Genomic DNA, 18,666 nt, shown 5'->3' with positions numbered 1-18,666 from the left:
TACGGAATAGAAAAGGAGATAAAAAAACATGACAGAAAAACTAAACATCGGTATTATTTTAGGTAGTACACGAAATGGACGAGTCAGCCCACAGGTGGGTAACTGGGTTAAAGAAATCGCAGATGAACGTGGCGATGCAAATTATGAGATCGTAGATATTCTTGATTATCAGCTCCCGTTTCTGGGAACTACCGACGGAACTGAGCCGGGAATCGCTGCTTGGCAGAAGAAAATTAGTGAACTGGATGGCTATGTCTTTATCGTTCAGGAATACAATCACAGCTTCTCTGGCGTACTGAAAAATGCGATAGACCACTTGAGAGAGGAATGGCACGATAAAGCGGCAGGGATAGTCAGTTATGGATCGACTGGTGGCGCACGAGCATCAGAGCACTTGCGTGGCGTCATGGCTGAATTGAAAATTGCTGATGTTCGGGTTCACCCGACCCTATCTCTGTTTACGGACTTCGAGAACTTTACAACATTTAAACCAGCTGAACTTCATCTGAGCAACGTGCATGCCATGCTTGATCAGGTCAATGCATGGAGCGGTGCTTTAAAACCATTGAGAGTGAAAGAAGACACAGAAGAAAAATAAATTAATGAAGAAGCAGGTCAGATTATATTCGCTGATCTGCTTTTTTCTGTTTAGCTAATATAAGTTGCTAAGGTGAGAGTAGTGTCCTATTAAACATCAGCCAGAATAAATAACAGAGGTGACACGAAGAAGGGGCAAAATATTATAAAGTTTTTACATTTGAAACTTTATAATGTTTTGAACATGATACCCATAATGAAGATTTTATTTGTGTTCGCTATTCCTGAAGTTCAGATTCCGCTATGATTAAATACTACGTGCATTAAGTTGGACGTTTTGCATTATATAGTAGGCATTGGGGGATGCCGCTTAGACATTATTTAAGGAGAGAGCTGAACATGAGAATTGACTTCAGAAAGATTGGGATGGGTCTGGGGCCCCTCCTGTTTGCAATCATTAACTTTGTACCTGATCTGACAGGACTGGATGCCAGTCCGAGGGCAGTGCTGGCAGTTACCACATGGGTAGCAACCTGGTGGATTACGGAAGCTTTGCCGATTCCGGCCACGTCACTGCTTCCAATTTTCCTTCTGCCTTTAACCGGAGGAACAGATCAGGCCACTGCAACAATGGCATATGGAAACCCCATCGTCTTTATGTATATGGGTGGATTTACAATTGCTTTAGGGATTGAGAAATGGAACCTGCATAAGCGGATCGCAATGACTATCATTGCTTTACTGGGTACAAGTAGCAGTCGGATCACCATGGGTGTCGGGCTAGCTACGGCATTTCTGTCGATGTGGATTTCGAATGCCGCAACGGCCTTGATGATGCTGCCGATCGCTCTGGCATTGATCAAGGAAATCAAAGATAACGCGTTTCTCAAAGAAGACTCGTTTCAGAAGTTTGCCAAAGGTCTGCTGCTGACTGTCGCTTATTCTGCATCGATCGGCGGTCTAGCAACAATTGTCGGATCGGTACCGAATGCAACCTTTGTAGCAGTTGCCTCTAATATGCTCGGCCAGGAAATCACCTTCGCCGACTGGTTCACGTTTGGGATTATCGTGACAGTGATTTTGCTAGTCGTACTATACATTTATATTACTAAAATCAAATTTAAAGTGACGGATGAAGGGGATATTTCTTCCGAATTTGCCAGAGAGCAGTTGAAAGAATTAGGACCGATGTCGACTGAAGAAAAATTTGTCCTGACGATTTTTTCACTGACTGGCCTGCTATGGATTTTTGGTGGCTTTCTACCGTTTGAATTGTCAGACACAACTATTTCGATGCTTGGGGCCACAACCTTGTTCGTCATTCCTAATACAAAGGGTGGCAGGCTCCTGAACTGGTTTGACATGAAGGGCTTGTCATGGGGACTGCTTCTATTATTCGGTGGTGGTTTGTCACTCGCCGCAGCTTTTGAGTCATCCGGCCTGACTGTCTGGTTCGGAGATATCTTGTCGAACCTGGACCGCTTCAACTATCTATTGATTCTGATCATTCTAACCGCCACCGTTCTCTTCATGACTGAGATCATGTCGAACACAGCGGTATCCAATATGCTGATGCCGATCAGTGTCGGGCTTGCTGCCGGAATAGGCGTAGAACCTTATGGGATCATGGCGGTCGTCGCTCTGGCATCATCCTGCGCATTTATGCTGCCAATCTCCACACCGCCGAATGCAGCAGTGTTTGGTGCAGATATCCTGGATATCGAAGACATGATGAAAGCCGGATTCTGGATGAATATGGCCGGACTCATTGTCATCGTCTTTGCCGTCTATGTTCTTCAGCCGATATTTTTAAGTTATTAGTTCCGATTGAAATTCTAAGTAATACGTGTCAAATTAGATATGCCGTGGGGTCAAGGAGAAATCAGCTTTGATTCAGCGGCTTTTTTAATGGAATTATGATTCATTACTTATTTAAAAGAAAGCAGTAAAAAACCATCTATAGTAGACGGCTTTTTACTGCTTTTATCGTGTCAGAACCTTAGTTGTGTTCAGCTAGGTAAACGAAAGAGTGCAGTCTAAATCATTTACTTGGTCAATAGAGGCATGCGAGACATAGATTCCAGTGTCTTCATCGACTCATAGACGGTATGAGGTGTAGCATCTGGGACCGCTAGAGTAAAAGTTTCCTTATCTGATGCAGCAAAACAGGCAATCTGCCACATTTTTTCTTCTAAGTCTTCATGAACACCGAACGCTGACAGGGTATGAGGGAACCCGTTCTCTTCATAGAAGGATTGGAGGTTGTTAACCTCGTCTATATTACCAGCGGCAGCCAGTTGAACGAGTATTCCGTAAGCCACTTTTACTCCATGTTCATACACATGTGTTTCACGGACAAGCGACATACCGTTGTGAACAGCATGAGCTCCTGCCATTCGTCCATATTCCCCGGCAAAGCCTCCGACCGTACCAGCGATAGCAACAACAGCTTCGACAACGCGGGTAAAAGCAGGAGTTATCTTACCTCGGTCCATGCTTTCTAGAGCTTCTTGACTATCTTTAAGGAGAACTTCTCTCGTAACTTTTGCTGTCTGGAGGCCTACTGAAACCATTACAGGCAGGTCACCAGTCATATTGCTTGTGATGCCTTCAGCCTCGTACCATTTAGCCAGCGTATCTCCGATTCCTCCCTGCAAATATTCTTTTGGTGATTCGACCAAAAGAGAGAGATCCATCAGACAGAGAAAGGCTGACTGTGTATAATAATCGACAGTTTTGAACGTATGATCCGGATGATATACAGCTGATAAAGGGGTATAAGCAGCACAAGTACCCAGAACAGTAGGTATCATGATCGATGCTTTGCCAAGCAGCTCGGCAGTACCTTTAGCTGTATCTAGAACGCGGCCCCCACCGATACCTATGACACAATCTGCATGAGGGGCAAGACTGGCTAGTCGCTTCATATCTTCATTGGATGCAGAGCCATCATATCTCAGGACCTCAAACGACGACTCACCGTTATAGTGCTTGAGAAAGGCATCATAAGACTTTTTACCGGTAATGACAACCGGGGAATCGAATCTTTCGAGTTTCTGGTCTAAATACGACAGGGCATGTGCCTCGCAAATATACTGGTCTGGTCCGCTTCTAACTGTTTGGCTAAGTTTCATATTTTCTCCTACTTTCTATAAAGTGTGTCCCTTCAAAAATGAATTGTATATGTGCTTCGTCAGGCCTGCACGGGTTCGCCGGCTGAAGCTTTAGATACATTAAGTTCTTTACTGTCTTTACGTCTGCAGAGGCTGGCATAAATCGTTCCAAATAGAGTATGAACAATAGCTCCTGCAGCTGCGGCTAATGCAGTGACTGGGCTGAAGTGCGCCAACCCTAAGCTTGCGGCCAGACCAGTATTCTGTATGCCTATTTCGATAGCAATAGATCGGGTAGTAGCTTTTCCTCGTTTCAATAAGCCGCAAACCAGGTAACTAATGCCGTATCCGCTCATGTTGTGTAACCAGACGACTAGGAAAATGACTGGACCTGTACTTAATAAGTTGGATTGGTTCACCGCAACTGTTGCCCCTAAAACTAGAAGGACTGCAAGAGATGACAGTGTAGGTAGGACAGCTTCTGCTTTCTGAGTTTTATTTCCTAAAAACAGGCTAATCAGCAAGCCCGTTACGACAGGGACCAAAACAACTTGTACGATAGATAAGAACATCGTCCAGAAATCTACGTTTAGGTATGCGCCACCATACAAAGACAACATGACAGGAGTCAAGAAAGGTGCAATCAGTGTCGAAACAGATGTTGCACTTATTGATAAAGGAAGGTCTCCATTAGCCAGATAAGCGATGACATTGGAAGATGTTCCGCCAGGGACACAACCAACCAAGATCAGACCAAGTGCCACTTCGGAGGGTAACTGGAATAGTTGTGATAACGCAAAGGCTGAAAGAGGCATGAACAAGTATTGTGCCAAAACAACGATGAAAACTTGCCATGGTTTCTTCATTACTTCACTGAAGTCAGCTGGTTTCATCGTCAGTCCCATAGTAAACATGATAAACTGCAGAATATTTGTTGAGTACCCTGCTGCCCATAAGAAACTAGAGGGCAGAGCGAGAGAGAGAATAGCTACACCTACAACAATGAAAGATAAGTACTGAGTAAACGTGTGATTAACCTTTTTAAAGACTTGCATGAAATCATTCCCCTTTTCTAAGTAGATAATAAATTAACGAACGGTCGACACGGGTAGATTCTCCTTCCTGAAAAAAATTGTCAAACAGCCAACTGGAATAGAAAAAGGCCTCCCATTCTATAAACAAAGAATGGGAGGCCTAAGTCCCATTCATAAACAACCATGAATAGGACTTGAACAGCTGTAAGAAAAATACAGTGTTAAGCCCTGAATCTAATAATGATAATTAAACTTGAGTAAGATTGTTTAGTCATGAGTTTGTCCTTCCTTAAAGCGAAATTACTGTCTGATAAGTGATTAGGTTAAATAATAAAGAGAAACAAATGAGAAGACAAGCAAAAAATATAATCCTTTGTTAATTTTAGTCGAATAGTTACTGAAAGGGTTTTAGTGGGATTTAGACTGTAATATTTTAATGTGAGACTAAGTAATGCTTTAAAACACTCCGGTCTATAGCATTCTCAGAACGAAGGTCTCCTACCCTGTTACATTGCTACCCTCAGGTCAAAAGGAATCGGTTCATCGTTGACTCTTACTTGAATAGTATCGTGTTCTTCACCCGTCGTTAAGTAGTAGGTAAACCGATTAATTATCGCCTCATCTGTTTCAGTTTCAGTCAAATGAATGACCAAAGTACTATCTTCTGATTCAGTATGTGCTTCTACTTCTCCACTGGAGTGGAAGACGATATATGATCCATTGTCACCGTCATTAAAGGAAACAAGTCTTAAATCTGCAGGACTTGATTGGAAAACAGCGTTGGGAAAGTCGTTCAGCAGTCCATGGATTTCCTCAGGGACAGAGTGTACTTCTTTAACGTAATTCCGAAAGAAGTCTCCCACTTCTAAGCGTATGGGTGCGAAGCACCAGTGAAAGTGGGAGATGAATTTCGGTCAAGCGATAGCTTGAAGTGGTTAATGTCATTCTCATTTGGTATACTTTATATATAGACGATAACCAAGTCTATATAGGCGACAACCAAGCCTACTGAGTATTCCTTGGCGTTAGCCAAGTAAAAGAAAACCTATGAGGCAGGGACTGCCTTTTGAGCCTACCCATATCCGATTCCTCTGTCTGCATGAAACCAGTGCAGACAAGAATGGAGTTCGTAGGAAGCCCCCACTTCAAAATCCGGAGGATTTAAGTGGTGGGTAGTTCACTGCCTGATTCAGGTGTCCCGCAGGAAGCTAAAACTAAGGTGAGGAAGGAAGTTAATAATATTTTTTTCAATTCAGTCACGCTCTCTTTCAATAATGTTGTAATATTAGTGAAAATTATCAATTGAATAAGTGGAGTATATCATACTAAGTACCTTAATAGATGAAAGTATAAAGGTATGTGTAAAGTTAATCTCGGAAATTTATTCTAGAAATCTGAAACGCTGTTTTTATTTTTTCTCTTTCTCAATCGCTTTATCGCTCTTTGAGCTCCCAAAACGATTGAGAAAGAGGGTTCTAACTAAACATTTTTTGCAATTGTCCTATAGGACTTGATGAAGAGCTGTAATTAGCTATACTCCCAATTTTTACACCGATTGATGGTTTTGTCTTGCTCTTCTTCAAAGCTGCTCGTACAGCGCCTTTGAACTCCGGTCGGAGTTCCGTTAATAGTTCGGGAAGCTTTTCGGTTAGCGCTCGGAGAAACGTTCCATTCTTTCGTGCAGAAATGATCGCTGCGACATTTCCAGCACCTTTAGCTGAAAACCCTCGGCCTTGCCGTTTCATGCGATAACTATAAGGGCGATGATTACTCTCACATACACCTAGTCCTCTGTTTACAGGTAAGTTTCTCATTTTTAAGGGTTTAAGACTGTCCCAATTTCTATATAGGTAGGCTTTTAATCTTGAAAGTTCTTCTTTATATTCCGTTGCTTTTTCATCGTTGCCTTTGACTCGACTCTCAGTCGTCGCTATAATCGCTTCAACCAGATCCAGATTGTATGTACGCACAGCTTTCCTCATCTTTTCTTCCATTTTTTTATCAAAATACATCCGTTGTTTGATTTTTTCATTGACATGATAGGCATCTCTAAAATGCTCATGACGCTGGCATTTTCCGATAATTCGATAGAATTTATCTTTATCGTAACCACTACCTCCATCACTGTTAGAGATGACAATCGTTTCCCGTAAGTCATAGATTGATTCCAGCCATAGACTTGCGCGTTTAAATGCTTCAGAACTCGATATAGTGCTCTCGAACATTCTCGAATTAATTAAAACAGGCCTTTTCTGTTTTCCTTTATACTCAACACCTTCATGGAACTGAACACGATGAATTTCAGGACGTTTCTTTTCTTTACCTTTAGTGAGCATTAAACCATCACCTTCGATAAACAGTACTGGCGTCTTTGTCTTGTCCTTTTGAGCCGTTTCGTCTTGAAGAGGGGCCGTATCCGTCCAATCTTGAATAGTTGTACCTATTTTTTGAGTCATCTTATGTATAGTCGTATGGCTCAATGAAAACGGCGTAAGCAGATTAATCGCTTCTTCGGCTTTGCGATAAGTTCCATCAGAAGCTATTTGAGCTGCTTTCATTTCGACAAGAGGAGAGTGACGTTTACGTGGCTCTAGGCCGATAGCTTGATCAAAAGGAATGACACTTTTTTCGCCTTCTTTTCGCATACGATGTCTTGCAATCTCTACAGGACCAACGGTCATGTGAAGTGTACGCTTAGGTACACTATCAATTTCATATCCCTGCTCTTTATATTTCGGAAGCAGTTCTAAATCAATCTGTTTAAAGGCTGCGTTAAGCAATTGTTGATTCACCTGTTGTAAAAGTTTTTCTAGGGCTAATTCTCCTTCTAATAATGTGGAAGAATCCTTTATCGTTTCGATGATTTCTGTTATAATTTCATTCATAAGAAGACCTCTTTCTCTAGCGTTGTCGTTATCTCTAGATTAAGGGTCTTCTTTCTTTTTGTCTAGGTCGGATTTTCCCTCTTCCGACATTTATTTTACACATAGATAAAGGCTTGGAACGACCTTTTTCATCTATATAATAGATATTACGGAAGACAACTATGATACTATGACTATAATAAAGCAGCTAATACTTGGAAGGATGGGTCGCAGAGTCTTATCCTGCTCAAACAGAAATGGGGCAATTAGATGTGTTTGAAAGTTCAGTTCCTGAAGGAGCCCACTTTTTGAATCAGAAGCTTTGCATAGCGCATTATCAGAAGAAAGTTTTGAAACGGAATCATTGTCCTTACGTTCGATCATATACGATGATGTTGAAGGGCTGTGGAGTATTGAGCTGATAGATATTCGCAGCTATGAAGATTACGTGATTCAAGTAGATGATGAAGAAAATTAGTGTCAGCAAACATGGATGAATAACTGTCCAGAGTCAGGAGCGTAAATATATGAAAAAAATCGTATTAACCGGTGGAGCAAATGGAATTGGAAGGGCAATTGTCGAGCGTTTGATTAATGAGGCTGAGCTTTTCGTCATCGATCAGGACGAAAAAGCAGGAAAAGCACTTGAAAGTAAATCGTCCTCAAAGAACCTGCACATGTATTATGGAAGTTTGGCTGACAAGTCACAGCTAAAGGGGTTCATCCAGTTCATTAGGGACCGAACCGATACCATTGACGGGCTCATTCATAATGCGGCAATAAACAAAGGAGGACTTGTTTCTAAAGCAAGCTATGAGGACTTCATGGATGTTTTGAAAGTCAATGTCGGGTCGGCCTATTTCCTGACTCAGCATTTAGCCGAATTATTTTCCGATAAAGCAAGTATCATTCTCATGTCGTCTACGCGCAATAGACAAAGCATGGCAGACAATGAAAGTTACAGCAGTTCAAAAGGGGCGCTGCTCTCTCTGACTCATGCGATGGCCAACAGTCTAGGAAAAAAGGCTCGAGTCAATACAATCAGTCCCGGATGGATTGATACGAGTGCTTTTCAACATTCAGAGGAAGAAGTTGAACTGACTGATCAGGATGCTAGCCAGCATTTAGTCGGCAGAGTTGGACAGCCGGAAGATATCGTGCAGATGGTTCGCTTTCTATTGAATGATAAGCAGTCCGGATTCATTACCGGACAGGAATTCATCATTGACGGGGGAATGTCCAGGCAGATGATTTACCATGAGGAACATGGCTGGCGATATGAGGAGGACTGACATGACTAATAAATGGCTCGTATCAATCCTGATGTCAGCACTGTTGATACTCGCGGGATGCACCGATACTGAGAATGACGATCTCACAGATAGTGAGGAGACAGAAACGACCGGAAATATAGATACTCAGGACAGTGGCAGCACAAATGACGAGATTCTCGAGCCGCCGGCACTCACGGTTGTGGCAGGTGACGAGTCGGTCGACGCAGTAGTTGGAACGTATAGCTGGAGCATCGACAATGAAGAAGGTACTATGACGGCTATAGAAGCCGAATCTGCTGCTCCGCCGGAACTGGTTGGTAATATGACAGCACTTGAAGTTACTGGAGACACCTCGATCGAATTGGATTTTGAAATTGAACCGGACAGCTATACAGTCAAAGTATGGGAAGAAGACAACACAGTAATCAGTGAATCGGAAGAGGTCCTCCTGACGAATGAAGGAACGGTCATTTATGAAGTCCTGGCTAATTGGCAGGAAGGTACTGCGAGCTATGCCTTCACGTTAAACATTGAGTAAGGAAGACGATTTTTGCGAATAATTTACTGGAAGATTAGGTTTTTATCCGGCTTAATTCGTCGAGTCTTACAAACGATAGAAAAAGGAGGTCTAAATGGATGGATCATAATAATAAAAATACAGATGAACATATCGAAGAAAATAGTGAAAATGAGACAGATGATAATATTAGTGCGGGTATTGGTGTAGGAATTGCTTTAGGTGCCGCATTTGGTCTTATGTTTGATAATTTGGCTCTGGGAATGGGTCTAGGAATAGCCATCGGTGCAGCAATAGGAACAGCGGTGCCTGCGTCTAAGAAATCTAAAAAGAAATGATGACCTCTTATACAGTGACAGAATACTAAGGATTCATTAAAGTTAAATAGGCTATCAAAAAAAACGGATTAAGGTCAGGTTATTTACGACCATTAATCCGTTTTTTTGGTATTACTTTAGTCCAGCCATCTGAAGGCGCGTCTCAGTTCCTCTGTCCCGTTTTCTTCGTACCATTTCCCGTGAGCCAGGATGATTTTCTCAGGCTGCCATTCAAGCATGCGACTGTAGCACGCTCTGGCCTGATCCTTCTGTCCGGCAAAAGTCATCCGCATATCGATCGGCGTTTTTCCGTCAGGATGAGCGATGCCGGCTGCTTTATAGACCGATCGCCACATTGAGCTCTCAGTGCGTTCAGGTTCAAAATTCTCGATGAGATCAGTTAAAATCAGCGTTCGGCTTTCTTTATGAAAAAAGACGACTTCCTCAAGTGCCCGGCTGCCTTTGAAAATCAGCTGGTCAATGTCCGCAGACCAGTCAGATGGAGCAGAGTCTTCCAGAGCGTACTCAAAAACTACAGGAATATTCTGCGATGCTGCCCGATCATCGACCCCGGGACTTGCCCACGTCTTAGCTTCAGGATAGCGGGCCTTCCAGTCCGCAATGTAGGCATAATGGATCTTGTTCGGCGAAACGAGATGTCCGACTTTTCCTAGTGCATCGATTTCTTTAAACATACTTTCATCAGGCGCAACTGGCGAATGAATCCATAGCGTGCCGTCATCCAATTTTACTATGGTCATGCGTGTGGAGAAAGGGACCTTAAGTACGGATACGCTCATCTTGATAAGTCCGGCGTCCACGACCCAGATGTTATCGTCAACTTTCTTCAGTGTGTTCAATGGTTCGTATAGAGGGATCGACATGATGGAGTCCTCCTTTTGGTTACAGTGTATCATTAAGCGCTCAATATTACAGTGTCTCATTACATTTTACAAAGGAATATCTCTGATAGAATTATGAGCATTTAACAGTATGTTCAAGAGTTTTTTTAAAGACTTTTAAAAGTCTAAATGATATAATCCTAGTAAAAGAAGGAGGCAAAAAGTATGGCAGTTGAACTGATTGGAAATATTCCAAAAGGATCGATATCTGATGTGAAGAAGAGTCCGATGGATATCTTCAAGAAAGCTGAAGAATTAAATGAGGGGGTCTATATTTTAAATCGTGATAACGTTGCCGGTGTTATGCTTACCCAGCAGCACTATGAGGCGCTTATACAAAAAATTGATGAACTGGAAGAAGAACTGCTGGACTACGAAGTTTCCCGAAGATTGAAGGCACAGAATGTTCAAAAGGATGCAAAAACTTTTTCTCTGGAAGATGTTATGGGCAAAGAACTGGCTGAAGCCGAATACGCCCCTGACGACAATGGTTGGGAGTAATGAGTTACGATGTTGTGTTTATCGAAGAAGCAAAGAAGGACTACCAAGCTTTGGACGGGTCTCAAAAGATACTGGTGAGAAAGTCCATAGCTAAGCTTCAGGCCTATGGCATGGAGGTTGGGCAACCCTTGAAAGGGGAACTGTCGGGATGCAGAAAGCTGAAACATAAGAAAGCTGGATTAAGAATTGTATTTAGAGAATCCGAAAAAGGACTGGAAATAATACAAGTTATTGCAATAGGTAAACGGGAGAATCAAGACGTTTATCACGTAGCAGTAGATCGGATAAAATAAAGAGCTGTACTAGAAGACCAAGGTTGGTGGTTCTTGTACAGCTCTTTATTATTGCATGCAGTGCAATCAATTGAGGTTTGCCCTCAAGCCCCGGCTTCTTTAATTCTTAACCACATGAAGTGGATCACGCTTCCCAAGAGGACTGATAGGTGGATTAGATGATCGTTTATAGATAAGTCTTCGAAAAAGACCAGAAGCAGAACAGCTGCACAGTAGACGAGCTGACCTGTGAAAATTCGCCTGAGGTCTGCTTGATTGCCCTGGTCATCCTTACACTCACGTCTTGAAATAAACCAGAAAAGAACTGCCGACAGAACAGTCACCGCGATCAGAATTAGAGTCACCGGATCCTGCCCATCGAATGCCGCGAGTGTGAGCCGATGCATAAACAGCAATTGGACGATGACCAGCACGAAGGCGAGAAGACCGGCTGCCAGAACAGCTTTCTGGCGTTCTCCTATCCTGTATAGACCAGCCATTGCGAGAACGAAAACGAACAAGTAGAGACTGTTCGCCTGATTAAATGATAGAAAGAAAGTAAATCCGAGAGCCAGAATGACGTCCAGTAAAGTCAACGTTTTACCGGTTATGCCGTTTACTGCCCGCAAGATGAGAATAAGCCAGAACAGCGCAAGAATCTGAGTGTTTTCGATCGTTTCGATATAAAGCAGATTCGTCAGAGTCAAAGCGACAGCGACGAAAGCTGAATAGCTGTGGGCGGGATCCACATCTCTGGAAAGTGCCCAAGTCACAAACACTGTGCCGCTTAAGTAAAAGCCGGAAATCAGCTCGGTAGTTAACAGCAAGCCGGCAATGAAGGCAGCAAAAGTACAGATGATAATGGCCAGATTAGTCTTGTTGCGAGGGTCGATCTTTCTGCCTAATGTAAACATGAAATCACTCCTTTGAGCACAATGAACTAGTCCAGTAGTCAGATGTCAAACAGGCTGACATAGTGGACGACACCCGGATAAAAGCAGGCTGGGCGTTCATTACGTATCAGTTTTGCTGTCTGATCTTATTCAGACTGTCGAGCTGCGTCCTGACCTGATCAACAGCCTCTTCGAGAGTAGAAGCCTCGATGGGTGTTTCCGGTGCATCAGGCCGCGTGATCGATCTGTTGTAATGCGGATCATAATAATAGGTCAGAAGAAGCTTGACCGCTTCTGGATAGTCTCCTGTTTCAAGAGCTTCGCCGATCGCTTTTGAAACAGGAGTATGGATGCGGCGTCTGATCCGTTCAAAGGCCACCAGACAGTCATCGTGGTAAGCATCAGGAGAATAGTCGTCAAGAATGATGGCGACCCGTTCTTCAAGCGGCAGATCAACGACCAGCTGAGAACTGACTTCTTTATGCTGGAAAATGCGTTCTGGAATAATGACTTTGCCGATACGGGCACTTTCGCCTTCTACCAGGATATAGGGCGATTGCTGGTAACGCAGCAGGTCCTCACCCAGAAGAAGATTGAACATGCGCTGATTACTGGGTTCAAGACCAATTTGTCCGAAAATGGATCCGCGGTGACGCGCCATGCCTTCGAAATCGATCACAGGATAGTTTTCCTGTTTGAGCTGACGTAGGATATGAGTCTTGCCATTTCCAGTATGGCCGTTCAGCACATAAAAAGGAGGAAGGGGAAGCGTGTCGATCTGCTCTTTCATCCAGTTTCTATACGCTCGGATTCCGCCGGTCAGTCGATTGACTTTAATATTCATCAAATCAGTTACAGTGGCGGCAGTTGTGCTGCGCATCCCCCCGCGCCAGCAGAAGACAGTGACCGGAGACTTCATCTCCTTGAACTGTCTGATAAAGTCCGGCAGCTTCTTCGAAAAGATCTCCAGTCCGAGCTCCTTCGCTGCCTCCTGCCCCTGATGCTTGTATGTCGTTCCGACTTGAGCACGTTCCTCGTCTGAAAACAGAGGAATATTGATCGCTCCTGGGATCGTTGCCTCTTTGAATTCCTTAGGCGCACGGACATCTACGACTACGTGTCCGGCTTCTTTGAGTTCAAACAGGTCCGAGGGTGAAATATCTTTAAACATAGAAGAGTCCTTTCTTATCTGACATAAATATGTCCTTCTTGTCCATCTGTGACTTCACCGATTATTCGTGCGTCGATGCCTTTATTCTGTAAGGAATCGATCATGGCTGATGCCTCATCTGGATTGACGGACATCAGCAGGCCACCTGACGTGACAGCATCAGCGAGAATAATCTGGTCGATCGAATCTAGACGTTCGTCAAAGTGAACGACCTCTTTCACATGATTGAAGTTGTTTTTCGATCCTCCTGGAATGACACCTTCTTCAGCGAGCTCACGCACACGGGAAAGCACGGGCACATCGACTTTCATAATCATCAGCGCCTGATGACTCTCTGCAGCCATTTCTGATAGATGGCCAAGCAGTCCGAAGCCGGTCACATCCGTACAGGCGTGTACATCATAAGCCTTCATCACCTCAGCCGCGTCTTTATTCAAAGTAGCCATCACAGCCGTCACTCGACGAATCTCGTCATCAGTTAAGAGTCCCCGCTTAAGTGCCGTAGTGGAAATGCCGACACCGATGGGTTTCGTCAGGATCAGCTTGTCTCCGAGTTTTGCTCCGGCATTGGTCCGGATGTCATCGGGATGGATCGTCCCAGTTACCGACAGCCCGAATTTCGGTTCCTGGTCATCGATTGAATGGCCGCCCACGAGATTACAGCCGGCTTCCTGAACCTTATCGCTGGCCCCTCTAAGAATCTCTGTCAGAATCGACTTGTCCAGATTGAAGATAGGGAAGGCAACGATATTCATAGCAGTGATCGGTGTACCGCCCATTGCATAGACGTCACTCAGTGCATTGGCCGCTGCGACCTGACCAAAATCATACGGGTCATCCACGATTGGTGTGAAGAAATCCAGCGTCTGAACGATGGCCAGGTCATCCGTCAGTTTGTATACCCCCGCGTCATCTCCTGTATCCAGTCCGACCAGAAGATTCGGATCTTTTTTTGTTTCCGGCAGGGTATGCAAAACCTCGCGCAGTTCACTCGGTCCGATCTTACATCCGCAGCCGCCTTTTTTAGTAAGCGTCGTCAGTTTAACTTGAGTCATGATATATGCCTTCTTTCCTGATTGGTGGTCAATGTACCTACAGTTTACCATTACTCGACTCATTCTGTTACAGGATAAGTCGATTCTTTTTTTGAAAAAGAATCCCAGTCTTATAAGTAACAATGACAGGACTTGACGAGGTTAGTTTCAGCTTAGGCTTCAGTAGAGACAGTAAACTGGAAGTAAAGGGTGTTCTACTTATAGTTCAGTGGCTGAAGATGTAGGTAAGATGCAACGAGAAGTTTCTTAGTGATGGTTCAGCGGGCGTCAGACCGTCTGAACCTCCACTACAGGCGCTCTAGCTGCAGCTTATAACACGTACGAAATCTAAGATGTAACGAGAAGCCTTCTAACGGCAAGATGAAATCAGATAAATACCCTAAACTATAAGTAGACGGTCCCTAAGAACAGTTTAGCGTACGCCAGGCCGTCTAAACTTCCACTACTAAAGAACTTAGCGACTGTTTAGGACAGAACGGTTGCCTTGAAGTGTAATCAGACTGATAGGACAGGCTGTTGGCACCAGCTTAATTCCCAATAAATATAGAATCAAAGGAAATAACCAGTCGATTAAGATATAATTAGTAAACGGATTCTTATAAAATGAATAATCATCACATCACACGAAACAAGGAGGAAGCTATGACATTACAAGGATCGATTGCCCTGATCACTGGGGTCAGCCATGATGCAGGTATCGGAGCAGCCGTCTGTCACGAACTGGCTTACGGCGCGACTATGGGAGCTGTCTCAGCCTTTACACTTTCTCTTTAGGCTGAACTGGCGTCTGCAGGTATTACGGTCAATGCCGTCAATTCTGGCCCCACCGACACGGGGTGGATGACAGACGAGATTAAAAAGCACTTGGAGCCGAAGTTTCTGTCCGGAAGAATGGGGATGACCAGCTGCCCGGCTGATTACTTTCCACGCTACTGAAGAAGACGGCTGGATCGCCGATCAGGTCATCAATTCAGAAGGCGGATTCTTACGATCGTAAAATTAGGAAAAAAGAAGAGCATAGACCATCTGTGCTTTTTCTAAGTTTACCTCGATATCTGTACATATACCATCTGTTAAAGACATCTGGAATGTGTTAGACTAGTCATTAAAAATATTACGCACTGAATGAAGCCGAGGAGTGAACAGATGAACAGAAAAAAACTAGTCAACTTGCCGAAAGTGGAACTGCATTGCCACCTGGATGGCTCTGTCCCTATGAAGACTTTAATAGAGCTGGCTGAAAAAGAAGGCTACACTAATCCTAAAGAAGAGATGAGAGGTGCCATTGCGCCAGCCGATTCCGGTACGCTTAAGGAATACTTGTCCAGCTTTGAAACGATCTTGCCGCTGCTTCAGACAAAGGAGAATCTCACAAAAGCAACCTATGCTGTGATCGAGGATGCCAACCGTGAACACATCGTCTATCTGGAGCTCCGATTCGGGCCGCTACTGCACCAGAGACAGGGATTATCCGTGAAAGAAGTCATAGAAGCAGTCGATGAAGGGATACGGAAAGCCGCAGATGATTTTCCCGTCAAGGTCAGCCTGATCGCCTGCGCACTGAGGCACCATACTCAGGAGAGAAATACACAGCTTTTCGAAGAAGTCAGTCAGCTTCCTGAAGGAATGGTAGCGGCAGTCGATGTGGCAGGAGACGAAGGAAACTTCCCGAACGAGCAGGTCAGAAGACCGGTCAGCACAGCGAGAAGCCTGGGCATGGACATGACCATTCACTCTGGAGAAACGGGCTCTGTCGACAATGTCCTGTCCGCGATGGACATGGGAACCAGACGACTTGGTCATGGTGTAGCGATCAGACAGGACCAAGATGCACTGCAAAATGTGCGAGCGAAAGACGTTCTTCTCGAACTGTGCCCGACAAGTAACATTCAGACGCGTGCCATTCCGTCATTTAAGGACTATCCGCTGAGATACTTCCTGGATGAAGGAATAAAAGTCTGCATCAATACGGACAACCGGACCGTTTCGAATACCACTGTAACGGATGAGCTGATGATCTGTATCGCCCACTGCGGAATGACTTCAACTGATCTGAAACAAGTGATGCTCAATGCAATCACCTATGCCTTTACTGATGAAGGAACCAAACAGCAGGTGATCCGCCAGATCGAAGAACAGTACGTTTTTTAGGGAATCATGATTTTCATACGATTAAGACAGATACTAACGATAGACACAATAAGTATTAAAAACATCACGCACCCTATTCTTTTTATTGAAGGAGAACCTGCCAATGACAACTAATGAATTAAGAGAACGATCTGAAGTAGCCGACGACTTGAAGTGGGACCTGTCTGCTGTATTTAAAGATGAAAAAGCCTACGAAGAGGCAGTAGAGAAAGTAAAACAGGATACCGCTCATTTTATTAAACAAGTCGATGGAAAACTGAATGATGCGAAATCTGTCATAGAAGCGGTCGAGGCCTATGAAGACATACGGACGGTCATGTCCCATATCCAGTCTTATGCCATGTTGCCGGTAACTGTCGACATTTCCGACAGTGAAGCCCAAATAAAAAACAGACATGCCGCCAACTTTCTGGCTGACACGAGTGCGAAACTCAGCTTTTTCAAATCTCAGCTGGAAGAACTGAGTGAGTCAGTATTAGACGAAGTAAGTGAATCCCAGCCTCGTTTCGCACCATTCATGAGACTCATTAAGCTGACAAAGAAAGGCAAGCTACATCCTAAAGTGGAAGAAGCGCTGGCTCTTCTGAATCCGGTTCTGGATTCGTTTGCCGAAGTCTTTGAACAGGCGAGACTCGCAGATGCTGATTTTAAAACGTTTGAAGTGAACGGAATAGAGTATCCACTTAGCTTTGTTTTGTACGAAGAAGTGTACATGTATGATACCGACAAAGAGATCCGTCGTGCAGCGTATGACGCATTCAACCATACGCTCAGTCAATATAAAAATGTCGTAGCGACTGCCTACTATAATCATGTGCAGCATGAAAAGACCATTGCAAATATGAGAGGGTACGACTCAATATTTGACTATTTGCTTGCAGATCAGGAAGTAGATCAGGCTTTGTATCACCGCCAAATCGATGTGATCATGAAGGAGTTTGCCCCAGTCATGCGCAAATATGTGACGCATTTGAAAGAGGTCCATGGTCTAAATAGGTTCACTTATGCTGACCTGAAAGTCGATCTGGATCCTGATTATACGGCTAAAGTCAGTATAGAAGAATCCCAGGACTTACTGAAACAGGCGATGGCACCATTGGGCGAGGACTACGTCAACTTGCTCCAGCGTGCTTACCCTGAACGGTGGATTGATTTCGCTCAGAACAAAGGAAAGGAGTCGGGTGCTTTCTGTTCCGCTGCATACGGCAAGCACCCGTATATCCTTATGACTTGGACAGGAGATCTGACAGATGCCTATACCTTGTTCCATGAACTCGGTCATGCCGGACAAAGTGAGTTGACCAATGCAAACAACTCCTTTACCGGTTCGGACCCGTCACTTTATCTGATCGAAGCCCCGTCAACTTTCAACGAGCTGCTTCTGACTGACTACTTAACCAAGCAGACGAACGATCCGAGAATGGAACGTAACGTCATTTCTCTAATGATATCAAAGACCTACTTCCATAATTTCGTTACGCACTTGCTTGAAGCGGCCTATCAGCGGGAAGTCTACCGTCTGATTGATGAAGGAAAAAGTTTTGATGCGGACAAGTTGAGTGAACTGAAACGAAGCGTCCTTGAAGAATTCTGGGGAGATGCTGTCGAGATAGAAGCAGGAGCCGAGCTGACTTGGATGAGGCAGATCCACTATTATATGGGGCTGTACCCGTATACCTATTCTGCTGGACTGACCATTGCAACTCAGGCATACCTGAAAATGTCTCAAGGTGAAATGAAGGCGGAACAGTGGCTGGAGTTTCTTGCCTTAGGGGGGCAGAAGACACCAGAAGAAGCTGCCAAGGTAGCGGGTGTAGACATTTCAACAGAAAAACCTCTGATGGATACGATCAAGTATCTGGACGAATCAGTCGACCGAATGATCGAACTGACACAGATTATGGAAGAAAATCAATAAGTGGACAAAACGTGCAGATTCTATGTGTAAAATAGTTGTCGGAAAGTAAAATAGTAGGGCAAGAAATTAAAGTAGACAAAAAGAAAGAAGACCCTTAATCTAGAGATAACCACAAATCCAGAAAAGAGGTCTTCTTATGAATCAAAT

The 18,666-nt window shown here is 44.1% G+C and carries 19 protein-coding genes; 11 read left to right on the top strand and 8 right to left on the bottom strand.

Translation table 11 applies throughout. The features are described from left to right. Positions 1–28 precede the first annotated feature (28 nt). Both ACYQ4S_RS02195 and ACYQ4S_RS02190 read left to right on the top strand, forming a co-directional pair. Positions 29–598, top strand: coding sequence for an NADPH-dependent FMN reductase (locus ACYQ4S_RS02195; protein ID WP_346024320.1), 570 nt, complete (start codon positions 29–31; stop codon positions 596–598). A gap of 338 nt (positions 599–936) precedes the next feature. Beyond that, positions 937–2,358 (top strand): SLC13 family permease, encoded by a 1,422-nt coding sequence (locus ACYQ4S_RS02190; protein WP_459769075.1) that lies wholly within the window; start codon positions 937–939, stop codon positions 2,356–2,358. 224 nt (positions 2,359–2,582) lie between these two features. Here ACYQ4S_RS02190 and ACYQ4S_RS02185 read toward each other — a convergent pair whose 3' ends face one another. The 4 genes from ACYQ4S_RS02185 to ACYQ4S_RS02170 all read right to left on the bottom strand — a co-directional run bounded on the left by ACYQ4S_RS02185 (position 2,583) and on the right by ACYQ4S_RS02170 (position 7,569). Further along, positions 2,583–3,671, bottom strand: a complete 1,089-nt coding sequence (locus ACYQ4S_RS02185) for an iron-containing alcohol dehydrogenase family protein (protein ID WP_459769073.1) — start codon at positions 3,669–3,671, stop codon at positions 2,583–2,585. A gap of 59 nt (positions 3,672–3,730) precedes the next feature. Further along, a complete protein-coding gene (locus ACYQ4S_RS02180; RefSeq protein WP_459769071.1) occupies positions 3,731–4,705 on the bottom strand; it encodes a bile acid:sodium symporter family protein in 975 nt (324 codons plus the stop codon). A gap of 485 nt (positions 4,706–5,190) precedes the next feature. Beyond that, complete coding sequence (locus ACYQ4S_RS02175; protein ID WP_459769069.1) at positions 5,191–5,547, bottom strand: hypothetical protein; 357 nt, start codon at positions 5,545–5,547, stop codon at positions 5,191–5,193. 612 nt (positions 5,548–6,159) lie between these two features. Beyond that, on the bottom strand, positions 6,160–7,569 hold the full coding sequence (locus tag ACYQ4S_RS02170) for an ISLre2 family transposase (protein ID WP_346024325.1): 1,410 nt from the start codon (positions 7,567–7,569) through the stop codon (positions 6,160–6,162). A gap of 301 nt (positions 7,570–7,870) precedes the next feature. Between ACYQ4S_RS02170 and ACYQ4S_RS02165 the strand changes: the two genes are divergently transcribed. The 4 genes from ACYQ4S_RS02165 (at position 7,871) to ACYQ4S_RS02150 (ending at position 9,677) form a co-directional block, all read left to right on the top strand. Next, the gene (locus ACYQ4S_RS02165; RefSeq protein WP_346024326.1) at positions 7,871–8,026 is read left to right on the top strand and encodes a hypothetical protein; all 156 of its coding nucleotides are present in this window, start codon (positions 7,871–7,873) and stop codon (positions 8,024–8,026) included. Positions 8,027–8,075: 49 nt separating this feature from the next. Further along, positions 8,076–8,840 carry an SDR family NAD(P)-dependent oxidoreductase gene (locus ACYQ4S_RS02160; RefSeq protein WP_346024327.1) on the top strand — a complete coding sequence of 255 codons (765 nt, stop codon included), beginning with the start codon at positions 8,076–8,078 and terminating at the stop codon, positions 8,838–8,840. 1 nt (position 8,841) lies between these two features. Next, positions 8,842–9,360, top strand: a complete 519-nt coding sequence (locus ACYQ4S_RS02155; RefSeq protein ID WP_346024328.1) for a hypothetical protein — start codon at positions 8,842–8,844, stop codon at positions 9,358–9,360. 98 nt (positions 9,361–9,458) lie between these two features. After that, positions 9,459–9,677: a glycine zipper family protein gene (locus tag ACYQ4S_RS02150; protein WP_346024329.1), complete on the top strand. Its 219-nt coding sequence runs from the start codon at positions 9,459–9,461 to the stop codon at positions 9,675–9,677. Between the two features lie 116 nt (positions 9,678–9,793). Here the strand turns inward: ACYQ4S_RS02150 and ACYQ4S_RS02145 are convergent, their stop codons facing one another. Next, complete coding sequence (locus tag ACYQ4S_RS02145; RefSeq protein ID WP_459769066.1) at positions 9,794–10,540, bottom strand: DUF4336 domain-containing protein; 747 nt, start codon at positions 10,538–10,540, stop codon at positions 9,794–9,796. A gap of 183 nt (positions 10,541–10,723) precedes the next feature. On the opposite strand from ACYQ4S_RS02145, the gene ACYQ4S_RS02140 reads away from it, so the two are divergent. Beyond that, positions 10,724–11,059, top strand: coding sequence for a type II toxin-antitoxin system Phd/YefM family antitoxin (locus ACYQ4S_RS02140; RefSeq protein WP_346024331.1), 336 nt, complete (start codon positions 10,724–10,726; stop codon positions 11,057–11,059). After that, on the top strand, positions 11,059–11,352 hold the full coding sequence (locus ACYQ4S_RS02135; protein WP_346024332.1) for a type II toxin-antitoxin system RelE family toxin: 294 nt from the start codon (positions 11,059–11,061) through the stop codon (positions 11,350–11,352). The genes ACYQ4S_RS02140 and ACYQ4S_RS02135 overlap by 1 nt, the downstream gene beginning before the upstream one ends. An 83-nt stretch (positions 11,353–11,435) precedes the next feature. On the opposite strand, the gene ACYQ4S_RS02130 is transcribed toward ACYQ4S_RS02135, so the two are convergent. The 3 genes from ACYQ4S_RS02130 to selD form a co-directional block, all read right to left on the bottom strand. Then, positions 11,436–12,245, bottom strand: a complete 810-nt coding sequence (locus ACYQ4S_RS02130) for a hypothetical protein (protein ID WP_459769064.1) — start codon at positions 12,243–12,245, stop codon at positions 11,436–11,438. Between the two features lie 106 nt (positions 12,246–12,351). Continuing rightward, positions 12,352–13,395 carry a tRNA 2-selenouridine(34) synthase MnmH gene (gene mnmH / locus ACYQ4S_RS02125; protein ID WP_459769062.1) on the bottom strand — a complete coding sequence of 348 codons (1,044 nt, stop codon included), beginning with the start codon at positions 13,393–13,395 and terminating at the stop codon, positions 12,352–12,354. A gap of 14 nt (positions 13,396–13,409) precedes the next feature. Beyond that, positions 13,410–14,450 carry a selenide, water dikinase SelD gene (gene selD / locus ACYQ4S_RS02120; protein ID WP_459769060.1) on the bottom strand — a complete coding sequence of 347 codons (1,041 nt, stop codon included), beginning with the start codon at positions 14,448–14,450 and terminating at the stop codon, positions 13,410–13,412. 642 nt (positions 14,451–15,092) lie between these two features. Between selD and ACYQ4S_RS02115 the strand changes: the two genes are divergently transcribed. The 3 genes from ACYQ4S_RS02115 (at position 15,093) to pepF (ending at position 18,519) form a co-directional block, all read left to right on the top strand. Then, positions 15,093–15,224, top strand: a complete 132-nt coding sequence (locus ACYQ4S_RS02115) for a hypothetical protein (protein WP_346024337.1) — start codon at positions 15,093–15,095, stop codon at positions 15,222–15,224. A 372-nt stretch (positions 15,225–15,596) separates the two neighbouring features. Continuing rightward, positions 15,597–16,601 (top strand): adenosine deaminase, encoded by a 1,005-nt coding sequence (add, locus tag ACYQ4S_RS02110; protein ID WP_346024338.1) that lies wholly within the window; start codon positions 15,597–15,599, stop codon positions 16,599–16,601. Between the two features lie 103 nt (positions 16,602–16,704). After that, entirely contained in the window at positions 16,705–18,519 is a 1,815-nt protein-coding gene (gene pepF, locus ACYQ4S_RS02105) for an oligoendopeptidase F (protein ID WP_459769058.1), read from the top strand. Positions 18,520–18,666: the final 147 nt, after the last annotated feature.

The organism is Alkalibacterium sp. s-m-28 (assembly GCF_054658175.1).
This window is presented reverse-complemented; position numbering and strand designations above follow the sequence as displayed.